General features: G+C 72.7%; 26 protein-coding genes and 1 tRNA gene. 6 read left to right on the top strand and 21 right to left on the bottom strand.

Annotated elements, in window-relative coordinates; genetic code table 11:
- Positions 1-5 precede the first annotated feature (5 nt).
- The 6 genes from Pma05_RS15220 to Pma05_RS15195 are packed head-to-tail and all read right to left on the bottom strand — an operon-like array spanning position 6 to position 5,892.
- Positions 6-923 (bottom strand): alpha/beta hydrolase, encoded by a 918-nt coding sequence (locus Pma05_RS15220; protein ID WP_239312378.1) that lies wholly within the window; start codon positions 921-923, stop codon positions 6-8.
- Positions 920-2,473: an aldehyde dehydrogenase family protein gene (locus Pma05_RS15215; RefSeq protein ID WP_203858025.1), complete on the bottom strand. Its 1,554-nt coding sequence runs from the start codon at positions 2,471-2,473 to the stop codon at positions 920-922. The genes Pma05_RS15220 and Pma05_RS15215 overlap by 4 nt, the downstream gene beginning before the upstream one ends.
- Entirely contained in the window at positions 2,470-3,285 is an 816-nt protein-coding gene (locus Pma05_RS15210) for an ABC transporter ATP-binding protein (protein WP_203858024.1), read from the bottom strand. Before Pma05_RS15210 ends, Pma05_RS15215 begins: the two co-directional genes overlap by 4 nt.
- 1 nt (position 3,286) lies before the next feature.
- Positions 3,287-4,042, bottom strand: coding sequence for an ABC transporter permease (locus tag Pma05_RS15205; protein WP_203858023.1), 756 nt, complete (start codon positions 4,040-4,042; stop codon positions 3,287-3,289).
- Positions 4,043-4,053: 11 nt separating this feature from the next.
- Entirely contained in the window at positions 4,054-4,818 is a 765-nt protein-coding gene (locus Pma05_RS15200) for an ABC transporter permease (protein WP_203858022.1), read from the bottom strand.
- Between the two features lie 3 nt (positions 4,819-4,821).
- On the bottom strand, positions 4,822-5,892 hold the full coding sequence (locus tag Pma05_RS15195; RefSeq protein WP_203858021.1) for an ABC transporter substrate-binding protein: 1,071 nt from the start codon (positions 5,890-5,892) through the stop codon (positions 4,822-4,824).
- A gap of 146 nt (positions 5,893-6,038) precedes the next feature.
- Here Pma05_RS15195 and Pma05_RS15190 point away from each other — a divergent pair, with 146 nt between their 5' ends.
- Entirely contained in the window at positions 6,039-6,521 is a 483-nt protein-coding gene (locus Pma05_RS15190; RefSeq protein ID WP_203858020.1) for a MarR family winged helix-turn-helix transcriptional regulator, read from the top strand.
- A 280-nt stretch (positions 6,522-6,801) separates the two neighbouring features.
- Here Pma05_RS15190 and Pma05_RS15185 read toward each other — a convergent pair.
- The 6 genes from Pma05_RS15185 to Pma05_RS42540 form a co-directional block, all read right to left on the bottom strand.
- Positions 6,802-6,878, bottom strand: a tRNA-Ala gene (locus Pma05_RS15185).
- A gap of 96 nt (positions 6,879-6,974) precedes the next feature.
- Positions 6,975-7,805, bottom strand: a complete 831-nt coding sequence (gene sepX / locus Pma05_RS15180) for a divisome protein SepX/GlpR (RefSeq protein ID WP_203858019.1) — start codon at positions 7,803-7,805, stop codon at positions 6,975-6,977.
- A 244-nt stretch (positions 7,806-8,049) separates the two neighbouring features.
- Entirely contained in the window at positions 8,050-8,691 is a 642-nt protein-coding gene (locus tag Pma05_RS15175; RefSeq protein ID WP_203858018.1) for a GNAT family N-acetyltransferase, read from the bottom strand.
- Positions 8,692-8,799: 108 nt separating this feature from the next.
- A complete protein-coding gene (locus tag Pma05_RS15170) occupies positions 8,800-10,119 on the bottom strand; it encodes a molybdopterin molybdotransferase MoeA (protein WP_203858017.1) in 1,320 nt (439 codons plus the stop codon).
- 22 nt (positions 10,120-10,141) lie between these two features.
- Positions 10,142-11,092 (bottom strand): UTP--glucose-1-phosphate uridylyltransferase, encoded by a 951-nt coding sequence (locus Pma05_RS15165; protein WP_203858016.1) that lies wholly within the window; start codon positions 11,090-11,092, stop codon positions 10,142-10,144.
- 9 nt (positions 11,093-11,101) lie between these two features.
- The gene (locus Pma05_RS42540) at positions 11,102-14,119 is read right to left on the bottom strand and encodes a diguanylate cyclase (RefSeq protein ID WP_239312376.1); all 3,018 of its coding nucleotides are present in this window, start codon (positions 14,117-14,119) and stop codon (positions 11,102-11,104) included.
- 101 nt (positions 14,120-14,220) lie between these two features.
- Here Pma05_RS42540 and Pma05_RS15155 point away from each other — a divergent pair, with 101 nt between their 5' ends.
- From Pma05_RS15155 to Pma05_RS15145, 3 genes are all read left to right on the top strand, one after another.
- Positions 14,221-14,835: a 5-formyltetrahydrofolate cyclo-ligase gene (locus tag Pma05_RS15155; RefSeq protein ID WP_203858015.1), complete on the top strand. Its 615-nt coding sequence runs from the start codon at positions 14,221-14,223 to the stop codon at positions 14,833-14,835.
- Between the two features lie 129 nt (positions 14,836-14,964).
- The gene (locus tag Pma05_RS15150) at positions 14,965-15,357 is read left to right on the top strand and encodes an FmdB family zinc ribbon protein (RefSeq protein WP_203858014.1); all 393 of its coding nucleotides are present in this window, start codon (positions 14,965-14,967) and stop codon (positions 15,355-15,357) included.
- Positions 15,358-15,554: 197 nt separating this feature from the next.
- Positions 15,555-16,214, top strand: coding sequence for a flagellar biosynthesis protein FlgA (locus Pma05_RS15145; protein ID WP_203858013.1), 660 nt, complete (start codon positions 15,555-15,557; stop codon positions 16,212-16,214).
- A gap of 94 nt (positions 16,215-16,308) precedes the next feature.
- Here the strand turns inward: Pma05_RS15145 and Pma05_RS15140 are convergent, their stop codons facing one another.
- On the bottom strand, positions 16,309-16,494 hold the full coding sequence (locus tag Pma05_RS15140) for a hypothetical protein (RefSeq protein WP_203858012.1): 186 nt from the start codon (positions 16,492-16,494) through the stop codon (positions 16,309-16,311).
- Between the two features lie 92 nt (positions 16,495-16,586).
- Between Pma05_RS15140 and Pma05_RS15135 the strand changes: the two genes are divergently transcribed.
- Positions 16,587-16,928 carry a hypothetical protein gene (locus tag Pma05_RS15135; protein WP_203858011.1) on the top strand — a complete coding sequence of 114 codons (342 nt, stop codon included), beginning with the start codon at positions 16,587-16,589 and terminating at the stop codon, positions 16,926-16,928.
- A gap of 88 nt (positions 16,929-17,016) precedes the next feature.
- On the opposite strand, the gene Pma05_RS15130 is transcribed toward Pma05_RS15135, so the two are convergent.
- A complete protein-coding gene (locus tag Pma05_RS15130; RefSeq protein ID WP_203858010.1) occupies positions 17,017-17,508 on the bottom strand; it encodes a DUF2231 domain-containing protein in 492 nt (163 codons plus the stop codon).
- Between the two features lie 216 nt (positions 17,509-17,724).
- On the opposite strand from Pma05_RS15130, the gene Pma05_RS15125 reads away from it, so the two are divergent.
- Positions 17,725-18,150, top strand: a complete 426-nt coding sequence (locus Pma05_RS15125; protein ID WP_203858009.1) for a Fur family transcriptional regulator — start codon at positions 17,725-17,727, stop codon at positions 18,148-18,150.
- A 24-nt stretch (positions 18,151-18,174) separates the two neighbouring features.
- On the opposite strand, the gene Pma05_RS15120 is transcribed toward Pma05_RS15125, so the two are convergent.
- From Pma05_RS15120 to Pma05_RS15090, 7 genes are all read right to left on the bottom strand, one after another.
- A complete protein-coding gene (locus Pma05_RS15120; protein WP_372441477.1) occupies positions 18,175-19,116 on the bottom strand; it encodes a RecB family exonuclease in 942 nt (313 codons plus the stop codon).
- 190 nt (positions 19,117-19,306) lie between these two features.
- Positions 19,307-19,921 (bottom strand): MarC family protein, encoded by a 615-nt coding sequence (locus Pma05_RS15115; RefSeq protein ID WP_203858008.1) that lies wholly within the window; start codon positions 19,919-19,921, stop codon positions 19,307-19,309.
- 41 nt (positions 19,922-19,962) lie between these two features.
- A complete protein-coding gene (locus Pma05_RS15110) occupies positions 19,963-20,820 on the bottom strand; it encodes a PHP domain-containing protein (protein WP_203858075.1) in 858 nt (285 codons plus the stop codon).
- 95 nt (positions 20,821-20,915) lie between these two features.
- Complete coding sequence (locus Pma05_RS15105; protein WP_203858007.1) at positions 20,916-22,091, bottom strand: hypothetical protein; 1,176 nt, start codon at positions 22,089-22,091, stop codon at positions 20,916-20,918.
- A complete protein-coding gene (locus Pma05_RS15100) occupies positions 22,088-22,798 on the bottom strand; it encodes a SigE family RNA polymerase sigma factor (RefSeq protein ID WP_203858006.1) in 711 nt (236 codons plus the stop codon). The genes Pma05_RS15105 and Pma05_RS15100 overlap by 4 nt, the downstream gene beginning before the upstream one ends.
- A 308-nt stretch (positions 22,799-23,106) precedes the next feature.
- Positions 23,107-23,985, bottom strand: coding sequence for a PH domain-containing protein (locus Pma05_RS15095; protein WP_203858005.1), 879 nt, complete (start codon positions 23,983-23,985; stop codon positions 23,107-23,109).
- Positions 23,986-23,991: 6 nt separating this feature from the next.
- Complete coding sequence (locus Pma05_RS15090; protein ID WP_165436875.1) at positions 23,992-24,150, bottom strand: hypothetical protein; 159 nt, start codon at positions 24,148-24,150, stop codon at positions 23,992-23,994.
- Positions 24,151-24,218: the final 68 nt, after the last annotated feature.

The raw sequence follows: 24,218 nt of genomic DNA, 5'->3' as shown, positions 1-24,218 counted from the left end.
TTCGGTCAGGACAGGTACTTTGCGAACCAGTCGAGCATGGGCTCGGGGCGGCGCTGGAACTCCAGGTAGCCGTCCCAGCGCGCGGTCGTCCCTTCGATCCAGTGCAGCTTCTTCTCGATGCTGGGGATGTTGTCGTACATCGTCTGGACGTCGCCGGGGTCGGTGAGGATGTCGTCGCGCACCTGGTACAGGAAGGTGGGGACGCGGACGTTGCGAGCCCATTCCTGCGGGCTGCGGCGGGCGAAGCCGATGCCGGTGTGCCGGACGATGAGCTGTTCCAGGTCGTTGAGCCGTCCCGCCGCGTCGAGCATCGCCAGTCGGCGTTCCATGATGACGCGCGCGGTCACCGGCTGGGGCGCGACGAGGCAGCGTACGCCCTCGAACGCCTCGGGGAACTGGGTCATGGCGGCGAAGGTGGAGCTGGCGCCGAGGCATCGGCTGAACAGGCCGATGGCCGCGTCGCGGGTGTCCGGGCGGTGGCGGGCGTAGGTGAGTGCGCCGACGACGTCGCGGGCCTCGAAGAGGCCGCTTGAGCTGATGCCGCCGTTGCCGGCGCCGCTGAGTCCGTGATTACGCAGGTCGTAGGCGAGGACGTGGTAGCCGGCATCGTGCAGGATCTGGTAGTCGGGAACGAAGTCGACCTCGAAGCCGTTGCCGCTGGCTGCCCAGGCCGAGTGCCAGGGCTCCAGGTGGGTGGGCAGGCCGGCGCGGGTGAAGCCCATCGGGTGGTTCGCGATGACCAGCCTGGCCGAGCCGGGCGCGGGCAGGAACCAGCCTTCCAGCGGCACCCCGTCGTGGGACGGGAAGGTGACGTCCTCGAAGTCGAGCCCGACCTCGCTCGGCGAGTGCAGCACCGGTGAGCGGGGTGGGTGGCTGAATCCGGCCGCGATCCGGTCCAGCAGGTGCGACATCTGGTCGCTCATGATGTCAGGTCCTCTCCCGTACGGTCGTCCTCGGCAAGGCGGTCACGCGCGGCGGCGAGGGCTCTGGCCATGGCGCCGGGTGGACGGGCGAAGGTGGTCGTGGGTGCCGGGGTGGGGCCGGTCTTGACGGTGATGGCGTGCGGGTAGACGAATTCGAGGAGTCCTTCGTCGCCGTGCTTGCGGCCGTGGCCGCTGTTTCCGCGCCCGCCGAACGGCAGACCGGCGTTCTGCGAGAAGGCGAGCGCGTCGTTGACGCTGGTCATGCCGACGCGCAGGCGGCGGGCGATGTCCTCGCCCCGGTCGCGGCTGAACACGGCGCTGCCCAGGCCGTACGGGCTGGCGTTGATCCGGGTGATCGCCTCCTCGGTGTCGCCGACCCGGACGATCGACAGCACCGGCCCGAAGGTTTCCTCGGTGGCGGCCAGGGCGTCCGGCGGGACGTCGACGAGGATCGTGGGTTGGACGTACCGGTCGTCGGCGGTCTCGTCGGCCGGTGGGCCGACCACGGCGGTGGCGCCCCGCTGGAGGGCGTCGGCAATGTGGTGGCGGATGACCGGGAGCTGGCCGGGCAGTGGGACCGGGCCGATCAGGTCGTCGTCGCCGCTGCCGGCGTGCACCCGCCCGGCGTGTGCGGCGATCTTCTCCACCAGGGCGTCGTGCACGGCGTCCACGACGTAGGCCACTTCGAGGCTGATGCAGCCCAGGCCGGCGTTCTGGAGCGCGCCCCAGGTGATGTGGGCAGCGGCCTCGTCCAGGTCGGCGTCCTCGGCCACCACCACGGCGTCGTTGCCGCCGAGCTCCAGCAACATCGGGGTCAGGCGCGGGGCGCAGTCCGCGGCCACGGCCCGGCCCGAGCGGACGCTGCCGGTGAACGCGATCTTGTCCACGCCGGTACTGAGGTTCTGGCCGGTGGCGGCGAAGCCGACGACGGTCTGGAAGGCGGCGGGCAGGTCAGGTACGGCCCGCCGCCAGGACCGGGCCAGCCACACGCCGACTCCGGGGGTGATCGGGCTGGGCTTGAATATGACGGAGTTGCCGGCGGCCAGGGCGTGGATGACGATCGCTCCTGGGGTGCCGAGCGGGAAGTTCCACGGCCCGATCACGCCGACCACGCCGTATGGAAGGTATTCCACCCACGCCCGCTGGTTCGGCGTCGCGGCCGGAGCGGGGACCTCACGGCGGCCGAGCACCCGTTCGACGTTGTCGAGCACGAAGGTCAGGTGCCCGAGGACGGAGAGCACCTCTGCCCGGCCGTCTTCCAGGGACTTGCCGTTCTCGGCGTGGATCAGCGCCGCCAGGTCCTCCCCGCCCCGGGCGATCTCCCGCCGCCAGGCACGCAGTCGTACCGCCCGGCCTTCGAAGCCGAGGTCCCACCACGGCCCGGCGGCCGTCCGCGCGACCTGGACCGCCGCACCCACCTGCTCCGGACCGGCCGCCCGGTAGCGGGCCAGTTCCCGGCCCGTGCTCTGGTCGAGGGTGATCACGTCGTCGCCGGTGCCACCCGGGTCACTGTCCCGGGTCGCGGTGCTGTTCACGGTTCGCGTGCTCATCGTCGTTCCCCGATCGTCGAGTGATGGTCAGGCGTCGGCGCCGAGCCGTCGAGGGCGGTGCGCCGGATCAGCGTCAGTACGTGTGTGCGCAGCTCCGCGAATCGGGGCAGACGCTTGGTGGTCACCTGGTCACGCGGGCGGGGAAGGTCGACCTCCACCGTTTCAAGCACGACGCTCGGGCGCGCGGACATCACCACCACCCGATCCGCCAGGTAGACCGCCTCGTCGATGTCGTGCGTGACGAGCAGCATGGTGACGCCGGTGTCGTCGCGTACCCGCAGGATCAGGTCTTCAAGGTCCGCGCGGGTCTGGGCGTCCACCGAGGCGAACGGTTCGTCCAACAGCAGGATCTCCGGCGCGTACGCGAGACCCCGGGCGATCGCCACGCGCTGCTGCATGCCGCCGGAGAGCTGCCACGGGTAGCGGTCGCCGAACCCGCTCAGACCCACCGCGTCCAGCGCCGTACCGACCCGTTCGGCGCGGTCGGCCGTCGACCGGTACCGGTTGCGCAGCGGCAGGCCGACGTTGCGTCGCACGGTGAACCAGGGCATCAGCGAACGGCTGTAGTCCTGGAAAACGGAGGCGATCTCCTTCGGCGGCCCGGTGACCGGGGCGCCGTCGAGGGTGACCGTGCCCGACGACGGCTTCAGCAGGCCGCAGAGGCACCTCAGCATGGTCGTCTTGCCGGCGCCGGACGGCCCGACGATGCAGACGAACTCCCCCTTGTCGACCGTCAGGGTCATGTCGCGGATCGCCTCGACGGCCTGGTCACCGGAGCCGTACGTCTTGCGCAGGTTCGTTACCGAGAGCATGTCAGTTCCTTTCCGTCATGCCGATGTGCCAGCGCAGGACGCGTCGTTGCAGGACGAGGAAGAGGGCGCTCAGCGCCACGCCGAGCAGGCCGAGCAGCACGGTGCCGGCCCACATCTGCGGTACGTCGAAGGAGTTGCGGGCGCTGAGGGTGACGAAGCCGACGCCGTTGGTCGCGGCGTACAGCTCGGTGACGACCATCATGATGAAGGCGATCCCCAGCGCCGTGCGGATGCCGGCGAAGATCTGCGGTGCCGCCGCCGGCAGCAGTACGAAGGCCAGCCGCTGCACCGGGGTGAGCCGGTACGAGCGGGCCACGTCCTCCAGTTGCGGGTCTACCCCGCGTACCGCGTCGACCGTGTTCAACAGCACCGGGAACACACACACGAATGCGATGACCAGGATCTTCGAGCCGTCGCCGATGCCGAAGAGGACGACGCTGATCGGGATCAGTGCGGTGCCGGGCACCGAACGGCAGAACTGCACCGCCGGGTTCAGCGCCCGCGCGAGCAGCCGGCTGCGGCCGAGCGCGGCGCCGACGGCGATCCCGACGACCGTCGCGATCAGCAGGCCGGCGAGCAGCCGGGTGACGCTCGGGACCAGGTCCGAGCCGAGTCGAGCGAACAGCCAGGACTCCTGGAAGGCGGCCAGCACCTCGCGCAGCGGCGGGTAGAAGGGCGACGTGCTCCCCGCCGAGGTCGTCCACCAGAGCAGAACGAGCAGCCCGGGTACGAGCAGCCGAAGGCCGGTTCTCAGCATGCTTGACCTCCTCATGTGTGCTGCGTCCGGTAGGCGGAGTGCCAGCGCAGCGCCCGCCGTTCCAGCCGCTCGAAGACGGCGTTGAGGCCGACACCGAGCAGGCCGGCGATGACGATGACGCCGTACGTCGCGTCGTACCGGCCGTTGCCCGCGTACGTGGCCAGGGTGTTGCCGAGCCCGGGTACGGCGCCGATGAGTTCCATCGCGATCGCCACCAGCAGCGTGATCGTCGACGCGATCCGCAGGCCGGTGAAGAAGTACGGCAGCATGCTCGGGGCCGTCACCCAGACCAGCCGCTGCGGTGTGGTCAGTCCGAACACCCGTGCCGTGTCGGTGGTGACCGGGTCGACGTCCCGCACGCCGTAGAGTGTCTGGAGCAGCATCGGCCACAGGGCCGCCACCGCCGCCAGCACGACCACCACCACCGGCCTGGCGCCGAGCAGCAGCAACATGATGGGCAGATAGACCACGACCGGGATCGGGCGGAAGAACTCGACCATGCCGAGCAGCAGTTCGTTGACCACGGGGACGCTCGCCATGGCGGCGCCGACGAGCGCGCCGATCGTGGCACCGACGGCCAGCGCGACGGCCCAGTGCGCCAGCGTCTGCGACACGGCCGTCCAGAGAGCGGCGGTGCCGATGTTGGCCCAGAGCCAGGCGGCGATGTCGGAGACCGGCGGGACCTCGGCCGGGAGAATGCCCGTGCCGGACAACGCCTCCCAGCTCCCGAGCAGCGCCGCCGTGGTGAGTACGGGTAGCAGCAGGGTGGGTCTCATCGCCTACTCCGAGACCCGGAGCCCGCGCGGGGGCGTCCCGAGGTCGTGCGCGTCCGGCGACTCCGACCAGGTGAACTCGTCCAGCGCGGGTGCCGTGTCGATCCGGTCGTAGTCGACCATCAGCCGAGCGACGAGTTCCGCCGAGCGTCGGTCGATCCCGCTGACGTACCAGGGCAGCGGCAGCTCCGCCACCGCCTCGGAAGGCGCGCCGGTGGTCCGTACGATCGTCGCCCGGACCGCTTCCGGGTTGTCGTTGGCGTACGCGGTCGCCTCGCCCCACGCCTGGAGGAAGCGTCGCATCACGTCCGGATTCCGGTCCACGAACCGCTGGGAGCCCATCAGGATGCTCGGCACACTGCGCGGGCCGAGCGCACTGGTGGCGGGGTTGCCGAGGGAGCGGAACCCGCCGCCCGTGAGCAGTTGACCCGCGAACGGCTCCAGGGTGCTGATCGCGTCGACGCGGCCCTGCCGCAGCGCGGCGACCTGGTCCTCGAACGGCACGGCGAGGATCCGGACCGCGCTCGGGTCGCCGCCCGCCCGGCGCACCGCTTCGAGGACGGTCAGGTCGAAGAAGCTCGCCAGACCGTTGACGGCGACGGTCCGGCCGGTCAGGTCCGCGAACGACCGGATGTCGCTGTGTTCCGGTACGACCAGGGAGAACGCGTCACCCTCAGGCGACTCGTAGTCGGTGACCAGCGAGGTGACGATCTCCACCGGGAAGCCGGCGGCGACGGCGGCCGGCACTGCGGTGATCTCGCTGACGGCCAGTTGGATCTGTCCGTTCAGGAGCAGCGCGACACTGTTGGCGCTGGCTCCGGAGCCCGGTACCTGGTCGATCTCGAAGCCGTACCGTTCGAAGATTCCCTGGTCGATGCCGAGCGAGAGCTGCGCGTTGTTGGCGGTCGGACTGAAATCGATGACGAGTCGGGTCAGGCCCGATTCGGTCGTCTCGGCCGGTTCGCCGTCGGTGCCGCAGGCACCGGCGAGGGCGAGCAGGCCGAGGGCGAGGCTCGTGGCGATCAGCGTGCGGCGGGATCTCCGGTGTGTTGGGTCCGGCCCCTGCGTCCAGTGCATGACCATGATCCCCTTCCGTGCTCAGCTCGCTTGAGTGGATGGATCGTCGGCGCGGTCGACGGCATCGACCCGCATGACGAGAGTATCAAGACTTTGATACGGCACAAGGCGTGAATCTAAATCAAGGTGCGGTAAGCTCCTTGACCGTGACCGACGAAACGGCAGAGACCTTTGATCACGAGGAGATGCTCGGCCGCGTCGCGTCGACACTGCGCCGGGCCGACCTCGCCGTGCTCGCCGCCAAGGAGCCGCCGCTGCGCAAGGTCGGCGTGTCAGGCTCGCTCTACGCCGTCCTGGCCAACCTGGAAGTGACGCCTGGCCTGACCGGCGCCGAGCTGGCCCGGGTGGTCGGGGTGACACCGCAGGCGATCACGCCGCTGGTCGTGAAGCTCGTCGAACGCGGCCTGATCGAACGTCGGACCCACCCGCGCCACGCCAACATCCAGGAGTTGCAGCTCACCGACAGCGGGCGCCGCGAGACGGCCAGAGCCGACCGGATCATGCTGCACCTGGACAACCACATCCGCGATTCGCTGGGCGACGAGGACTACCAGCGACTACGCGTACTGCTTGACGTGGTCGTCAAGAGCATGCCCTCCTGGGTCCCCCCGCCGGACGAATCGTCCTGACGTTCGATCGACCCCTGCGGCAACCTCACCCTCGACTACGGCGACCACTGGTGCGACAGCCGCTACAAGGCGTCGCCCGGTCGACCAGGCGTTCCTCAACGTCACCTGTGGAATGGAGGAGCGCCCCAGGGCCACTGCGTTCAAGGTTGCCGCTGGTCACGGCGGCAATGAGGTCGGCGCCGTGCCACGGTCTGGGCACCGTACGCCGGTCAAATGACGGTCGAAATAATCAAGGGCGGTCCTCGAACGCCCGAGAACTCACCCTTGACCTGCTGGTTTGTGGTGGAGCTGAGGGGATTTGAACCCCTGACCCCCTCGATGCGAACGAGGTGCGCTACCGGTCTGCGCCACAGCCCCTTGACCAACCCGCCAGCACGGCGGGCCGGCGCCAAGGCTAACAGGTCGGCCACCCCGAGCGCGAACCAACCCCGCCGACCCGTCACCCGACGCCGATCACCGTCCACCGGCCTCGTAGGGCCGCCCGCGCAGCCCACCGGACCGCCGGTAGGAGACCGAACCCGCCGCCCGGCCACCCCCACTGGCCGCCGGTGGCAGGTCGGCCATCCGGTTCATCCCCAGCGCCGCCCGGCGTACCACCTCTCGCTGGGCTGCCAGGCGGCGCTGCGCCTCCCGGCGGGCCTGTGCCCGGCGGGCCTGGGCGCGCCGGACCTCGGCCTGTCGGGCGGCCAGCCAGGCCGCCTCCCGGGCCTGCACGCGCCGCCGCCGACGGTCGGCGATGGCCCGGCTCCGCAGGTGTACGAGGTACGCGCCCAGCAGCGTCCCGGTGGCCGCGAACCCGATCCAGAAGCCGGGGCTGACCAGCACCACCCCGACCAGCTCGACGAGGTTGAGCAGCAGTAGTGCGGCGAAGACCCGACGCCGCCGGTAGACGGCCGGGGTGTGCCGGGCGGGTGGTGGCCGTCGGCGGGCAGGTCCCGGGTTCCGGGGCACCGAGCGCAGTCGACGGCTCCGCCGGCCGTTACCCGGCGGCCCGGAGACCGGCGTACCGGGGCCGGCGGCCGGCGAGACGGGCTCGTCGGTCAGGGCGTCAGCGGGCGGAACGCCAGCACGCAGGGTGACAATTCGAGTGCGGGGTGGGTTCACCGGCTGCCGGCCCGGGACACTCCGCTGCCGCCGGCGGCGCTGGAGCACCCGCGCCGTCGACTGCGCCCGCTCCGCGGCCAGCCGCTCCGTGGCGTCGTACCGGCGGACCAGTGCCGGCGCGAGGGCGAGCAGACCGGCTGCGGCGAGGACGGCGAGGAGCACCGAGGCCGGCACCCTCATCCCTCCCGTCACCCACCTCGGGGCAACCGACCGGACGAGCACCTCCCGCACCGCCGGGGTTGTCCACGGCAGGCGCGGACCAGCTCCCGGAGCCGACGCGGGTCCGTCCGACGTTGCCGCACGTCCCGATTACTTCAGGTTACGGGGACACACCAGGAAAATCGTGCGGCGCGCCGGCCGACCAGCGACGAAGAAGATCAACTGGGCGGCGGGCGGGGGCCGGGAGACGGTGGCGGGCGGGGGATCAGGAGGCGGCGGCGCGCAGCCGGTGCCAGCGGGCCAGCAGGCCGCCCTCCCGGATGACCTCTTCGCTGGTCATGGCGTAGCCGATGTGGTCGCGCCAGGCACCGTCGATGTGCATGTAGCGCGGGTGGTACGCCTCCTCGCGGAAGCCCAGCTTCTCGACCACCCGCCGGGACGGGCCGTTCTCCGGGCGGATGTTGACCTCGATCCGGTGCAGCCCGCCCGGCCCGAACGCGTGGTCGACGGCGAGCGCCATCGCGGTCGGGATCACGCCGCGCCCGGCCACCCGGCCGTCCACCCAGTAGCCGACGTACGCCGAACAGAACGCCCGGCGCACGATGTTGCCCAGGTTGAGGTGCCCGACCAGCCGCTCCCGACCGGCCTCGACCAGGCAGACCGCGAACGGCATGCTCTCGCCGCTACGCGCCTGTTTGCGCTGGTCGCGGTGGACCCAGCGGAACGCGGCCGGCGAATTCATCTCGTCCCACCGACCCGGCGGGGACGACTCCCAGGGTGCCAGCCAGGCATGGTTGGCGCAGCGCACCTCGGACCAGGCCGTCGCGTCCGACCGCCGGTACGGCCGCAACAGCACCGCCCCGTCCCGGAGTACGACCGGCCAGCCCGGAGTCGCGCCAAGGTTCACGCCCGGTGTCCCGTCGGCAACCTACGCCTCCTCGTCAACACGTCGACGCCGTCCCCGACAGCGACCCCGCCACCGCGCCCGCGCCGAGCCGCCACCCTGGCAGCCCGGTCACCGGCGCCGATCCAGCAGCAGTACGTCCACCGTGGAGCCAGCCGCCGCGCTGGTCACCCGCTCGCCGAGCACCATCAGACCGTTCGCCTCGGCCAGTCCGGAGAGGGTGTACGGCCCACCGCGCAGCGGCTGCACCGTGTAGCCCCCGCCGCGCCGCTCGGCCACGTGCGCCGGCCGGAACTCCCGCAGCCCGGACGGCGAGGAGACCGTCTCCAGCAGGTGCGCCCGGACGCTGGGCCGGAACACCGGCTCGGCGCCGGCCAGCAGTTGGATCGCCGGCCTCGCCAGTACCTCGAAGCCGATCAATGCCGCGCCGGGCTCACCGGGTAGACACACCACCGGCACCTCCTCGGCTCCGACCGTACCGAATCCGAGGGCGCTTCCGGGGTAGAGGGCGACCTCCATGAAGGTCACCGGGCTGGCCCGGCCACCGTCCCGGCGGGACAGTACCCGACGGATCATGTCACCCGGGCCGGCACCGGTACCACCCGTCGTGATGATCAGGTCGGCCCGGAGCGTCTGGTCCTCCAGCAACCCGCGCAGCCCCTCGGGGTCGTCGTCGCAGATGCCCACCCGGTACGCCAACGCGCCCACCTCGGCCGCCGCCGCCGTCAACGCGTGCGAGTTGATGTCGACCACCTGCCCCGGCTGGCTGGCCCGGCCGACGTCGACCAGTTCGTCGCCGGTCGCCACGATCACCACCCGGGGGCTCGGCCTTACCACCACGTGCCCGATGCCGGTCGCCGCGAAGACCGCGACCAGGGCCGGCGAGATGTAGGAGCCGGACCGGGCCAGCAGGGTACCGGCCGGCAACTCCTCCCCGGCCCGGCGCAGCCCGTAGCCGCGCTTCGGGGTCCGGAAGATCTCCACCGCCGCCATGCCCTGGTCGGTCCACTCCACCGGGACCACCACGTCGGCGGCGATCGGCAGCGGCGAGCCGGCCGCCACCGAGAAACAGGCGCCCGGGGTCAGCCGCACCGGCCGCCAACTCGCCGCGCCGAGGTCGCCGACGACGTTGAGGCGTACCGGGCGGGGGTCGCCGAGCCGGCTCGGGCCGTAGCCACCCGCCACGCCACCGGTACGCCCCGCGCCGGAGATGTCCTCCCAGCGCGCGGCGTACCCGTCGATGGCGGCCTGGTCGAAGGCCGGATAGGCGTGCGGCGCGACGACGTCCTCGGCGAGCACGTTGCCGTACGCCTGGGTGAGGTCGAGGTCGAGCGGGGGAAGCGCCCGCAACCTGCGCAGCACGCTGCCCAGGTAGTCGGCGAGCGGCGTCAGCTCGTTGGCGGCCGCCTCGGCATCGGCCGTCGCTGTCACACCGTCACCTCGCAGGGGGGCGTCATGTGCGGCGGCCGGCGTCGGAGGCGACGAATTCGCCCAGCCACTGCCGGAACTCCGCACCGAGATCCTCGCGCTCGCAGGCCAGTTGCACCACAGTTTGCAGGTAACCCAGCGGCATGCCGGTGTCGTAGCGGGTGCCACGGTAGACGATCGCGTGCACCGGCATGCCCTCCTTCAGCAGCAGACCCATCGCGTCGGTGAGCTGGATCTCCCCGCCACTGCCCTTACCGGTACGCCCGATCGCCTCGAAGATCGCGCTGGGCAGCACGTACCGGCCGAGCACCGCCAGGTTGCTCGGCGCGTCCTCCGGCTTCGGCTTCTCCACCAGCCCGGTCACCTCGACCACCTCACCGAGGTCGGCCAGGCTCCGGTCGGCCGGCGCCACCGAGGCGATGCCGTACCGCTTGGTCTCCTCCAGCGGCACCTCGGCGAAGGCCAGCACGATGCCGCCGGTCCGGGCCTGGAGGTCCAGCATGGCCGGCAGCAGTGGCTCGGAGAGGCTCACGAACTCGTCGCCGAGCATCACCGCGAACGGCTGGTCACCGACGTGCGTCCCGGCGTACCCGACAGCGTGGCCCAGGCCGAGTTGCTCCGGCTGCCGGCAGGTGTAGATCTGGGCGAGTTGTTCCGGGCGGCGGACCGCGGCCAGCAGCTCCGGCTTCTCCGCCAGCCGGGTTTCCAGGTCCGGACGGCGGTCGAAGTGGTCGACCATCGCGGTCTTGCCCCGGCCGGTGATCAGCAGAACGTCGTCGATGCCGGCCTGGGCGGCCTCCTCGACGATGTACTGCAACACGGGACGGTCGACGACCGGCAGTAGTTCCTTCGGTACCACCTTGGTGGCGGGCAGGAACCGGGTCGCCAGGCCGGCGGCCGGAATGACCGCCTTCACCGCCCGTCGTCCGGCCGTCGGCGTCGAGGAGCTGGCTGGGGTAGCTGCGTTCTCCGGCATGTCGCGAGACTATCGGCCACGGCCCTGGCGCGGCGGTTGTGGCCCGGATAACGCGCCGTCCGGGCCGCCGTCCGCGGCGGCCGGTCCGTCCGGGCCCGTCCGCCCCGTCCGGATCGATCCGTCTCCGCCCGGCCGCCCCGTCCGGGGCGGTCCATCCGCGCCCGGCCGCCCGGCCCGGGGCGGCCAGCCGCCGCCCGCGCCGAGCGTCGGTCGGCCACCCGCCCAGGGCAGCCCGTCGTCCGGCGTCGCCGCGCCGGCCCGGACCGGGATCTCCTCGACGGTCGGCCGGCCGCCTGGGGTGGCCAACTGGTACGTGTCCCGGCCCGCCGCCTTCGCCGCGTAGAGCGCCTCGTCGGCCGCCACCAGCAACTGCTGGCCGGTGGCGGCGTGGTCGGGATAGACGGCGACACCGATCGAGACGGTGACCGAGACCAGTGCCCCGACCGGGGTGATCGCGCCGGGCCGGGGCCGGATCGCCATCGGGGTCTCCCGGACGGCCGCGCCCAGCCGCTCCGCCACCGTCGCCGCGCCCCGGGCATCCGTCTCCGGCAGGAGTACCACGAACTCCTCACCGCCCTGTCGGAAGGCGAGATCCACCTCCCGCATCGCGCCCCGGATCCGCTGGGCGAACTCGGCCAGCACCGCGTCCCCGGCCGCGTGCCCGTACGTGTCGTTGACCTCCTTGAACCGGTCGAGGTCGAGGGCGAGCACACTGAGCATCCGGCCGAACCGGCTGGCCCGTTCGATCTCGCGCCGAATCGACTCCTTGAGATAGCGGTAGTTCCAGAGCCCGGTCAGCGGGTCGGTCAACGACAACCGCTGCGCCTCCTCGTGCGTCCGGACGTTTTCCAGCGCCACCGCCGCCTGGTCGGCGAAGGTGCCCAGCGTGACCAGGTCGACGTCGTCGAACTCGTCCGACCCGAGCCGGTCGTAGAGGGCCAGTACGCCGACCGCCGTACGCCCGCCGACCGCCATCCGCCCCAGCCCGAACGTCAACCCCGGACGCCCACCACCCGACCCGGCGGCGGTACCCGGCCAGCCGCTGGCGGTCGCCGGGCGCAGCGGCGGGGCACCGGTCCCCGGCTCCGCCCCCGGGTACGGCACCTGGCCGGTCGTGCCGATGGACGGGAGCGGTACGGCGACGTACGTCCGGCAGCGCGGCTCGCGGCCGTAGAGGCGCGGCCCGTCCCGGTCCAGCCGACCCCGGCGCGGCTCACCGCTGGCCACGACCGTGCCGAGCAGCCCCTTGCCGAGCGGTACCCGCAACGCCGGCGGATCGCCGTGCCGCTGCCGGCCGTCGGCCGGGCGATCCCGAACCCCGCCCACCGGCCCGCTCCCTCGGCCATCCGCCGGGCCGGTGGATCCACCGCCCGCCGGGCCGGTGCTCCCGTCGTCCGCCGACCCGGTGGTTCCCGCATCCGCCGACCCGGTGGTTCCACCGTCCGCCACCTCGCCGTTGTCGGACGTGGCGGCTGCGACCGGTCTCCGCGTCGACGCCGGTCGGCCGAGTCCGATGCCGCGCCGGTCGAGACCCTCGGCGCACTGGCTGACCAGGACTCCGGTCCTCGGGTCGAGCAGCAGCACCACGCCGGCCCGGGCCCCGGTCGCCGCCATCGCGGCCCGGAGCAGCAACTGGAAGATCCGGTGCAGGTCGTGCGAGCTGGCCAGGGTGTCGCCGAGCACGGCGAGCTGTTCACGCAACTGGTGCCGGCTGATCACCAGCGCCCGGAGGTAGGACTCCGCCTCCCGGGTCATCCGGTTGAAACTGTCGGCGAGCCGGCCCACCTCGTCCGGGGACCGGACCGGTACCCGGGTCGCCAGGTCACCGTCGGCGACCCGGTCGGCGGCTCGGGCCAGCTCGGCCAGGGGCCGGGTGGTGGACCGGGCCAGCCGGCCGGCGGCCAGTACCGCGAACACCCCGGCGAGCAGTACGACGAGCCCGAGGGATCCGTACCGGGCCAGCGGCGCGTCGCGGGGCACCGACAGCACCAGCGGCAGCGGCTGACCGGTGGCCGGACCGACCCGGCGGACGTACCGGCCCCCGTTCGCCTGGACGATCTTGTCTCCGGAGATCCGCCGGGCGGCGGCGAGCACGGCCGCCCGGGAGCCGGTCGACTCGGTACTCGGCGACTCGGCCCCCTGCGGCCCGGCGTCCGGAGTCCCGCCGCCGGCCGGACCACCACCGACGGACGAACCGTCGGACGAACCGTCGGACGAACCGTCGGACGAACCGTCGGACGAACCGGCGGTCGGGGAGGCGGTGCCGGGCGCGCCACTGCTGGCCGACGAACCGGCGCCCGGGGCTCCAGCGCCGGGCGGGCCGCTGCCGGCGGACGAACCGAGGCCCGGGGAGGCGGTGCCGGGCGAGCCGGCACCCGGGGAGGCGGCGCCGGGCGGACCGCTGCCGGCGGCCTCGGGATCCGGAGGTGTGGAGCCGGGGGCGGGGACGAGGCCCGACGGCGGCGGCCCGGGTTCCACGCGATCGGGGACGCGGCGATCCGGGGACGTCGCGACCGGTCCGGGCACGTCCCGGAGCAGGGTCACCGCGGTTCCGCTGGCGGCGGCGAGCCGGCGGACGAACGCCGCGTCGAGAGCCTGTGCCGCCCAGACCTCGCCGGTCACCGCCCCCGAGCGGTCCCGGAGTTCCACCATGGCCGCCAGGGCACGTGGCGCCGGGCCGGTGCCGGCCGGGCCGGAGCAGGTCGCCCAGGGCCGGGCCGGCGCCGCCGGGGTGGCGAAGTCGACCGCACCGGCCGGGCCGGTGATCAGCACGGCGTCCGCCAGCCCTCGCGTCACCGCCTCGGCCGCCGCGCCGGTCCGGCCGGCCGGATCGGCGAGTACGGCCAGCGCGCCGGCCGTGGCGTGCAACTGTTGGCAGAGCGCACCGATCGAGGTACGGACGGCGTCGGCGGCGAGGTTGAGCCGGTGTTCGGCCTGGTGGCGGCTTGCCGTGGCGGCCGTACCGGCGACGGAGAGCGCGCCGAGCAGCACCGGCCCGAGCACGACGGCGAGGAAAGCTGTGGTCAACCGTCCGCGCAGCGTCACTCATCCCCCCGGAAGCTCGGCACCCGATGCTGCGATGCTGACCCAACCGCAATGGTTAACCGGCCTGCCCCCGGGAGTGTTACGTGCCGGATTTTTCGGATGAGGATGTCGGCCCGCGCAAGACCGCGCTCCGGACCACCATGCTGGCCCGGCGCAGGGCGCTGTCGGCTCCGGCCCGGCTGGCCGCCGCCGAGCGCCTCCGGGCCGAACTCCGCGCCCTGGTCCAGCGGGTACGACCACACCGGATCACCGGCTACGTGCCGGTCGGCACCGAGCCGGGTGGAGCGGAGTTGCCGGACGAGCTGGCCGGGGCGCTGGAACCGACCGGGCAACTCCTGCTGCCGGTACTCCGCCCGGACCTCGACCTGGACTGGGCCCCGTACGCCGGGCCGGGCTCACTGGTCGCGGCCGGTCGAGGGCTGCGGGAGCCCGCCACCGAGCGGCTCGGTCGGGGCGCGATCGGCTCCGCCGAGCTGGTCGTCGTACCGGCGGTGGCGGTCGACCGGCGCGGCGTCCGGCTCGGTCGCGGCGGCGGCTCGTACGACCGCGCGCTGGCCCGGGCCGCTCCCCGCGCCCTCACGGTGGCACTGTTGCACGACGGCGAGTTGATCGACTCGGTCCCGACGATGGATCATGACTGTCCGGTACGGGCCGTGATCACCCCTGCCGGTGGACTCCAGCACGTGGGGTCCGGTTGACGGTCACCGGTCGGAGTCCCGCCCGACGTCGGCCCGGACACTTCGGCTGGACGAAAACGGGTACGATGCCGCACCATTGGCACTCGGATACGTCGAGTGCCAACAGGCTTGCAAGATCCGGAGGGGAACGTGCCCACCTACCAGTACGCCTGCACCGAGTGCGGCCACCAGCTCGAGGCGGTGCAGTCCTTCACCGACGAGCCGTTGACCGAGTGCCCGGCGTGCGAGGGCCGCCTGCGCAAGCTCTTCAACTCCGTCGGCATCGTCTTCAAGGGCTCCGGCTTCTATCGGACCGACTCCCGGAGCAACGGCTCGGAGGGCGGTGCCAGCTCTACGGCGGCCAAGTCCGACTCGTCGAAGGGCGACTCCGCGAAGACCGGCTCCGGCGGCGATTCTGGCTCGACCAGCGGCGGCACCTCCAGTTCGACCAGCAGCAGCGGAGGCTCCAGCTCGACCAACGGCACATCGGGCGGGTCCGGCAGCAAGCCGAAGGCGACCTCCTCCTCGACCAGCACGACCTGACGGCGCCGTCCGGGCCGGCTCCCGGTGGGGTGGCCTGGACCGACGCGCCTGCCGGGGTCGAAGGAGTTATCCACAGCCCTCCGAGTTATCCACAGGCTGTGAATCTTCCGCTGCCTGGCTGGATCGCCCTCGCCTAGCCTGCTGCGCACCGGACGATGCCGACCCCGCTGGCGCCGCCGGGCCGAAGGAGGTTCGCCGTGGCGCTCGACCGTACGCCCACCCGCCGCGATGCCACGCTGAGTCCGAGCCGCTGGTCACGCCCCGGCGCCGGCGCGATACTCCGCTGGGTGCTGGTCGCCGCCCTGTTGGCGCTCGCGCTCGGTGCGCTCTACCTGCGCGAGCCGACATCGTCCTGCCGCACACCGTCGGCCGGTTCCACCGGAGACAAAGCCGGTACCACCCCGGAGGTGGCCGGTCCCGCCCGGTCGGCCGGATCGGTCGGCGGCACGGCATCCCCCGGCCCGGATGGCGCGAGTCCGTCGACGGGGAGCGGACCGGCGGCGCGCCCCGGCGGGTCGCCGAGTGGGCCGACCGGCTCGGCAACCCCGGGCGGCTCGGGGGTGCCGGTGCCGGCGGGGACCGTGGGGGTGCCGATCCGGCTCGCCGAACCGGCCGCGCTGACCGTGGCCCGGCCGGGAGCCCGGGTGGACCTCCTCGCCGCACCCGGCGGTGACCCGGCGGGCCGGGCACCGAAGCCGACGGTCCTGGCGACCCGGGTGCTGGTGCTCGACGTACTGGGTCCGGGCCAGACCGACGGCGCGGCCAGCGCCATCTACCTGGCGCTCCGCCCCGAGCAGGCCCACCGCGCGGTAGGGATGCCGGAATCCACCCGCTTCGCGATCATCGTTCGTTCCTAGCCACCGCCGCACCCCGGCCCGATCTCAGCAGGCGCGCAGGCAGATGGGTGGTCAGCCACAAGCACGGCGCGGTCTTTCAGGTGCGCGCAGGTGATCAGTCCCAGTGCGGTGGGCGCTCGGCCAGCAGGCGTTCGTCGTTGGAGTCCGGGCGCTCGCCCCAGCCCCGGTCGGTGTCGTCCACCGACTGCTCCGGCAGCACCCGGTGGTCACCGGCCAGCTTGACCGGCCGGTCGTCGTCCCGCCCGACAGTCGTACTGTGCTGCTTCTCCGTACCGGACACCGGGCAAGCGTACCCGGGGCAGCGGTCGACAGGCGTGTCGGTGACCGCGGGCGAGAGGCCGGGGGCGGCTCCGGTTGGTAGCGTCGGACAGCGTGACGACGCAGAGCGGGAACTCCGCCGACGATGCCTTCTGGCGTCGACCCACCGGGCCACCCGCCGACACCCCGGAGTCCACGGCCGGGTCCCCGGCGCCGCCACCGGTACGACCCGAGGTCCACTACCCCGGCCCGCCGCCGAATACCACTCCACCGCCGGGCTGGCGTCCACCGCTCCACGTACAGCCGGCACCGCCCCGGCCCCTGCCGGCCCAGGACCACGCCGCGCTGGATGCCGAGGAGGGGAGCGCACGGACGCTGACCTATGGCATCGGGCTGGTAGGCGGCGCGGTGGTACTGGTGCTGATGTGCCTGCTCTGCTCCCGAGCCCTCTTCTGAACGAACGCTCCGATCGGCCAGACGCTCGGTGGACGCCGGCCGGGGGGCCATCGGGTAGTCGGCGAACGCAGGTCGGGCGGGGCGGGGCTCAGATGACCCCCTGCCAGACCGCCTCGGCGCCGGTGTCGCCGGTGAGGTAGACGTACCAGACGTTGAGCGCGGCGAGCACCACCACGACCGCGCCGAGCAGCAGACCGAGCCACCCGGGCACCGACCGGGCCCGGGTGGCGCGGCGGCTGGTCACGACGAGCAGCACGAGCGTCACCACGCCGAGGGCGAGGCTCCACCGGAAGGTCAGTTCGCCGTAGCCCTGGTGCTCCACCACCTTCTGGAGAATCTCCGGACCGTAGTTCTTGGCGATCAGCACCTCCTGGAGTTCCTCGCCGGACTCCACGGCGAAGAAGGCGGAGATCGGCGCCACCACGGCCAGTACCGCCGCCGCCCAGTCGAGCCGGCCGCGGAACCGGGTCCGGGCCAGTACGGCGTACCCGGTGGAGACCAACGCGAGCAGCGGCACGAAGACGACGGCCGCGTGCACCAGCAACGCGTGTGCGGGGAGACCCATGACTTCCCTGAACACCGACGCCTCCTTGCTACCGCTCCCGGACGGGAGACCCTGACGGTACGAAGATTCGATCACGTCGTCCGCGACCTATACCGGTACACGAGGATCGGGCCGACCCGGTTCACCCAGGTTCCACCTCTGGCGCGAACTGCCCGGGTACGCCTGTGGCGGGCACCACGATCGGCCGGCATCCGCCTTGTTGGGGTCCCATCGACGTGCTGTGATAGTGAGATGACTGGCGAGGAACTGCTCCGGTCGAGGGGCCTTCGGGTCACCCGGCCGCGCCTCGCCGTCCTCGAGGTGTTGGCCGCCGGTGGGCACCTGGAGGTGGAGGAGATCACCCAGCGGGTCCGGGAACGCCTCGACTCGGTCTCCACCCAGGCGATCTACGACGTGCTCGGTGCGCTCTCCCGGGCCGGGCTCTCCCGCCGGATCGAGCCGGCCGGGTCACCCGCCCGCTACGAGGCGCGGGTCGGCGACAACCACCATCATGTCGTCTGCCGGGGCTGCGGCGAGATCGCCGACGTGGACTGTGCGGTCGGCTCCGCACCCTGCCTCGACCCGGTGGCCGCGTACGGCTTCGAGGTCGACGAGGCCGAGGTCACCTACTGGGGCCTCTGCCCGAGCTGCCAGGTACGCCGAGCCACCGACGACTGACCCTGCCCCAGGCCGTCTGCCGCGTCACGCCGTCGGGGCGGGACCGCCGTCGCCTGGGTCGGCGGGTGCGAGTGCCCGCTCCACGGCTGACCAGGGCTCCCGGTCGGTGGCGTCCGCGCCGGCCGGACAACTGCGGCGGTAGTCGCACCAGCCGCACCGGATGCCGGGCGAGACCGGAAACGCCTCGTCCGGGTCGGTACCGTCGGCGACCGCCCGCTCGGCGGCGACGATGTCCCGGGCGGTGTCCTCAGCTCGGGCGAGTTGCCGGGCGAGCGACTCCACGGTGTGGTCGTGCCCGGCCACCGTCCGGCTGGGCAGGTGGTGCAGCTCCACCCGCCGGCAGGGCTTCCGGAAGACCCGCTCGGCGGCGTAGGCGTAGAGCGCGAGCGCCTGTGAGCCACGGGCGTCGTCGGAGTCCAGCCCGGTACGCCCGGTCTTGTAGTCGACGATCACCAGCTCCGGGCCGTCCGGGCCGGGCCGCGAGTCGATCCGGTCGGCGCGACCGTTGAACGCCAACACGGCGGTCTTGACCGCCACCACCCGCTCCACCCCGAGCGGCTCGTCAGCGGGGTCGAGCGTCTCCACGTAGGACTCCAGCCACTCCAGCGCCCGGCGGAACACCGCCCGCTCCTGCTCCTCGTCGCGGTAGCCCTCCCGGACCCAGGTGCCCTTGAGCAGGGTCGGCAGCGCCTCCGGGCGGCGGCGGTCGAGCGGCAACGCATACCAGTTGCGGAGTGTGGTGTGCACGCTCGCGCCGAGCGAGTTGTGTGCCCAGGGTGGCCCCTTGGGCGGCGCGGGCCGGTCGATATAGGAGTAGCGGTATCGGCGCGGGCAGTCCGTGTACGCCCCGAGCTTGCTCGGCGTGCAGACGAAGAGGCGCTCGGGCATCCCCTCGAACCCCAACTGCTCGGGCTGGGCGGCACGTGGTCGAGGGGTCCGGTTGCCGCCGGACGATGGCCTTCGCACGTCCCCGATCCTGCCATGCCGGTCCGACACCCCCGTCGATCCGCCACCCTGTCGCGGGGGACGACGACGGCGGGCAGGCCCGCGCCGGATCGGGGGCACGGAGCGACACTGTCCGGATGCCCTTCCAACGGGACGTCTGGTCGGGACCAGCCCCCAGGTCACCGACCACAAGGGGCGGCAGAGACCACGGTCAGGAGGCGTCGAGGTGTGCGGTGACGAAGGCGGCGACCGAGTCTGCGATCAGCTGCACCGCGATCGCGGCGAGCAGCAGCCCGGCGATCCGGGTCAGCACCTCGATCCCGGCCGGCCGGAGCACCCTGACCACGATCCCGGAGAAGCGCAGGATCAGCCAGACCGCAGCCATCACCGCGACGATGCCGACCGCGATCGCCAGGTAGTCCGCCGTACCCTCGGCCCGCTGTACGAAGAGCATGGTGGCGACGATCGCACCCGGACCGGCCAGCAGGGGCGTACCGAGGGGCACCAGCGCGATGTTGGAGGTGTTCTGCTGGCCGGGGTCGTCGGCCTTGCCGGTGAGCAGTTCCAGCGCGACCAGGATCAGCAGCAGGCCACCGGCGCCCTGCAACGCCGGCAGGTCGATGTGCAGGTAGTCCAGCAGGGTCTGCCCGGCGACCGCGAACACGACGATCACGCCGAGGGCCAGCGCCACCGCCTGCCACGCGGCGCGTACCCGGTCCCGGGCCGGCATCTGGCCGGTCAGGGCGAGGAAGATCGGCACCATGCCCGGCGGGTCGGTGATCACCAGCAGGGTCACCAGGACCTCGCCGAGCAGCTTCAGGTTCACGTGATCACGTTAAACCGGCCGCCGGGACGGCGTCGGCCGGGTCAGCCCGGGTCGGTGAGTACGCCGACCCCGCTGCCCGCCGCGAGGATCCGCTCGTACGCCTCGACCCCGGTGGTGTACGCGCCGAGCCGGACGGTCTTGTGCGCGCCGTGGAAGTCCGAGGAGCCGGTGACCAGCAGCCCCAGCTCGGCGGCAAGGGCCCGTACGGCATCCCGTTCGGCCGGGGAGTGGTCCTCGTGCTCCGCCTCCAGTCCGGCCAGCCCGGCCGCGGCCAACTCGACGATCAACGAGTCGGGCACGATCCGCCCCCGCTTGGTGGCTCGGGGATGGGCCATCACCGGCACCCCGCCGGCCTGCCGGAGTAGCCGGACCGCCCGGAACACGTCGATGTCGTCCTTGGGCAGCCGGTAGCGCTCACCGAGCCAGTTCGGGGTGAATGCCTCGGCGGTCGTCGCCACCGCCCCGGCCCGGATCAGTGCCTGCGCGATGTGCGGCCGGCCGACGGTGCCACCGCTGGCAGCGGCCCGGATCTCCGTCCAGTCGACGTCGATGCCGTCGGCCCGGAGCAGCTCGACGATGCGTTCGCCCCGTACCTCCCGGGCGGCGCGTACCCGGGTCAGCTCGGCGACCAACTCCGGCGACTCCGGGTCGAAGAGGTAGCCGAGCAGGTGCAGTGGGATCGACGGCTCGACGCCGTACCACCGGCAGGAGAGTTCGGCGCCCCGGACCAGGGTGAGTCCCGGCGGCCGGGCGGCGGCGGCCCGCTCCCAGCCCGCGGTGGTGTCGTGGTCGGTGATGGCCAGTACGTCGAGTCCGGTCGCCCGGGCGGCCCGGACGAGTTCCTCGGGGGTGAGGGTGCCGTCGCTGGCGGTCGAGTGGGTGTGCAGGTCGATCCGGATCCGGCTTCCGGTGTCCGGCGGCTCACTCTGGCGGGACGTCACCGGGCCGAGGCTACCGGCCGCCGTCCACGCGCCGGCCGGGAAGCGCTGGGAGTTCACCGCCCGTCGGCCGGTGCGGTCAGCCTCGGCACGAGCTGCCAGTCCTCCGACACGCCGTCGGGCAGTGAAACGGTCTGCTCGGTGCCGTCGGTGCGGCAGCGTACGACCTGCTTGTCGTCCCCGGTCACCACCGTCCGGTCGTCGGCCCAGACCGGCGGCACGTCACCGGCGGCCGGGCAGGAGACCACCCCGTTCCGGCCGGCCAGCACCCGGTCGACGTCGATCAGCACGACCTCGGCACCGCGCCGCTCGGCGAGCCAGTGGCCGTCCGGGGTGAGCCCGCCGTCGGTGGCCTCGGCGCGCAGGCCCAGCCCGCACCCGCCGCTGCGCACCGGGCGCAGTTTTCCGCTGGTCGGGGCGAGACTGGCCAGGCAGCGCCGGGTCCCGCCCACTTCCCGGACCAGCCCGACCAGGCCGTCGCCGCCCACCCCGTAGATCGCGGTCACGTCGGCGTTGCGGGTCGGCTGCCGGTCCCGGTCGGCCAGGTCGACGAAGCCGTAGCCACGGGATCCGTCCGAGACCACCACCCGATCGGCGGTGACCGCCACCGGCCAGGTGCCGGCGGGCACCTCGACGTTGTCGATCAGGGCCAGCCCGTTCGCGCCGATCCGGGCGAGGTAGAGGGTGGTGTCGAGCTGGAAGGCCAACCGGTCGCCGTCGGTGCTCAGCGCCCACCGGTCGTCCTCGCCGCTGAGCGCGACCGAGGTGCCGTCGGGGCGGAGGAACCTGACCTGCTTGGCCCCGGCGTACACCCAGCCGTCCGGCACCCGGTAGACCCGGGTCACCTCGCCGACGCCGGCCAGGCTCAGCCGCCGACCGTCGGTGGTCCAGAGCTGGTCACCGCTGCGGAGGTCGAGCCCTATCCCGGTGTCCGGGCCGGGAGTCGGCGGCTCCACCGGCCCGGCCGTGACCTCGGCCAGCGAGTCCACGTCGAAGCCGGCGGCGGGCCCGGCCGACCGCCGCTCGGGCGGCCATCCGCCGCCGAGCGAGGCGGCGCCGGCGGTGACGAGTACCAGCGCTGCCGCCACCGCCACCAGCGAGCCGACGGCCCGGCGTCGGCGGGTGACCCGGCCGCGCCGGATCACGGTGCCGGCCGGATCGTCGGCCACCGGCGGTGTGTCTACCTGGGCGGCGAACATGTCGCGCAGCGAATCTTCCAGCATGATCGTCACGCTTCCGCTCCGACCGCCGGCACGGGCGGGGCCGGCACCGCCAGGGCGGCCGGCCGGCGGGTCCCGACCTGGCGCGGTCTGGGCAACTCCGGCGGGGTGACCGGGCGTTGGCCGAACGCCTGCTGCGCGGGCCCGAACCGGCCGCCGTCGCCGTCGGCCTCTCCGACGGGTACGGGGGTCAGCCGCTCCTCCCCCTGCGGCACCCTGCTGTCGGCCTCGGCGCCGAGCCGACGGCGGAGCGTGGATAGTGCCCGGGAGGTCTGGCTCTTCACCGTGCCCGGTGAGATGTCGAGCAGCGCGGCCGTCTGCGCCTCGGAGAGATCCTCGTAGAACCGGAGCACCAGTACGGCCCGCTGCCGGACCGGCAGGGTGCGGACGTGCCGCCACAGCCGGTCGCGTTCGAGCTGCTCCTCGATCTGGTCCGGGGCGGGCCGCTCGGGCAGTACCTCGGTGGGGCGCTCGCCGTGCCAGCGCCGCCGCCACCAACTGGTCGCGGTGTTGATCAGCACCCGCCGGGCGTACGGCTCGACCGCCTCGATCTCGCCGAGCCGCTTCCAGGCCAGGTACGTCTTGGTCAGCGCCGTCTGCAACAGGTCCTCGGCGGTCGCCCAGTCCCCCGCCAGCAAATACGCCGTACGCAGCAGGGCTGCCGAGCGGGCCGCGACGAACTCGCGGAACTCCTCGTCCACCGAGTGCTTCGGCGCCACTCCCGCCTCCCCCGCCCGTGCCAATTGAACCTTTTCCAACCTGAACCGGGTGGCGCTCACGCACCGCGTCCGGCCCTGGGGTCTGCCGGACCGCCAGGGGGAGGTCGAGAAAGGTTCATCGGAAAGGCTGCCACAGGCCCGACCCGCCGGTCTATGGCGGAAAGGCGCGATTCAGCTCGATGTTCGGGCAGTTGGGCGTCGTCTCCGGCACTGGTACGCCCTCGGGTTCGCCGGCATCGCACCCGCCCGGGGTTGCCCTGCGGACCCCCGGGCGGGGGCCGTGCGTCCCACCTCTGCCGGGCCGGTCGTCAGGCGCCGTCGTCGGCCTTGGCCTCCTCGGCCTCCTTGCCCAGCCGGGCCTCGACCGCCTGCGGCTCGTACATCTCCTCGACCACGCGCAGGTAGAGCTCGTTGGGGTTGGGGAGATATTTGACCTCGCGAAGTGCCTGCTCCTGGCCGGCCGACTCCAGCACGAAGGTGCCGTAGTTGAGGGCGCGGCCGAGCGGGGTCTGCTCGTATTTCATGTCGGTGACCCGCAGCAGCGGCATCATCGCGACCTGCCGGGTGATGATGCCGTTCACCACCATCACCCGCTTGTTGGTCAGGATGAACCGGTCGAAATACCAGTCCGCCACCTTCCAGGCGACCCAGCCCATGATGCCGAGCCAGATCAGCACCGCGACGGTGGTCAGCGCACCGACCTCCTGGCCGGCGAGGAAGCCGGAGAGGTAGCCGAGCACGAAGGTGGCGAGCAGGCCGATCAGCAGCGGGGTGGCCAGGTAGATCTTGTGCCGCTTCCACTCGCCCCGGTAGCGCTCGGTCGGGAAGAGGTAGCGGGCCACCAGCGGGGTCGGCTCGTCCTCCAGCGGCAGGACCCGGCGCGGGCCCAGCGGCATCCCCGAGGCGTCGACCCGGAGCCCGGCGAGTTCCTCCTCGGAGATCTCCGGGCCCTGGTCCGGATCCCGGACCCAGCCACGGGTGCCGGCCCGGCGCTCGCCGCCGTAGCCGATGCCGTCGGAGTAGGCGGGGCCGTCCGAATAGGATGGCCCGTCGGAGTAGTCCGGACCGGTGCCGAACTCCGGCCCGTCGTCGGGTCGGACCCGGGGGATCGGCTCGGTGTCCCGCTCGCGCCGTCGACGTTCGTCGTCGTCCTCGGGCTCAGGGGGTTCACCCGACGGATTGCCCATCGACGATTAGGCGACGAGGTCGGTGAAGAAGTCGCCGAAGCCCTGGGCCACGTCTAGGAGGCTACCGCCCAGCGACTTGAAGACGTCGGCGGCGGAGGAGGGCTGGTAGGCGATGAAGAAAACCAGGAAGGCGATACCGCCCCAGGTGAGGACCTTTTTAACCATGGCGGGCCATCCCTCCGTGCGGTACCGGGCTGCGAACCGCGGCAAAACTCAGAGTATCAGTCGGCTGT

Source organism: Plantactinospora mayteni (assembly GCF_016862935.1).
GTDB lineage: Bacteria > Actinomycetota > Actinomycetes > Mycobacteriales > Micromonosporaceae > Plantactinospora > Plantactinospora mayteni.
The sequence above is the reverse complement of the archived record's forward strand: the minus strand, read 5'-3'. Positions and strand labels throughout refer to the sequence as shown.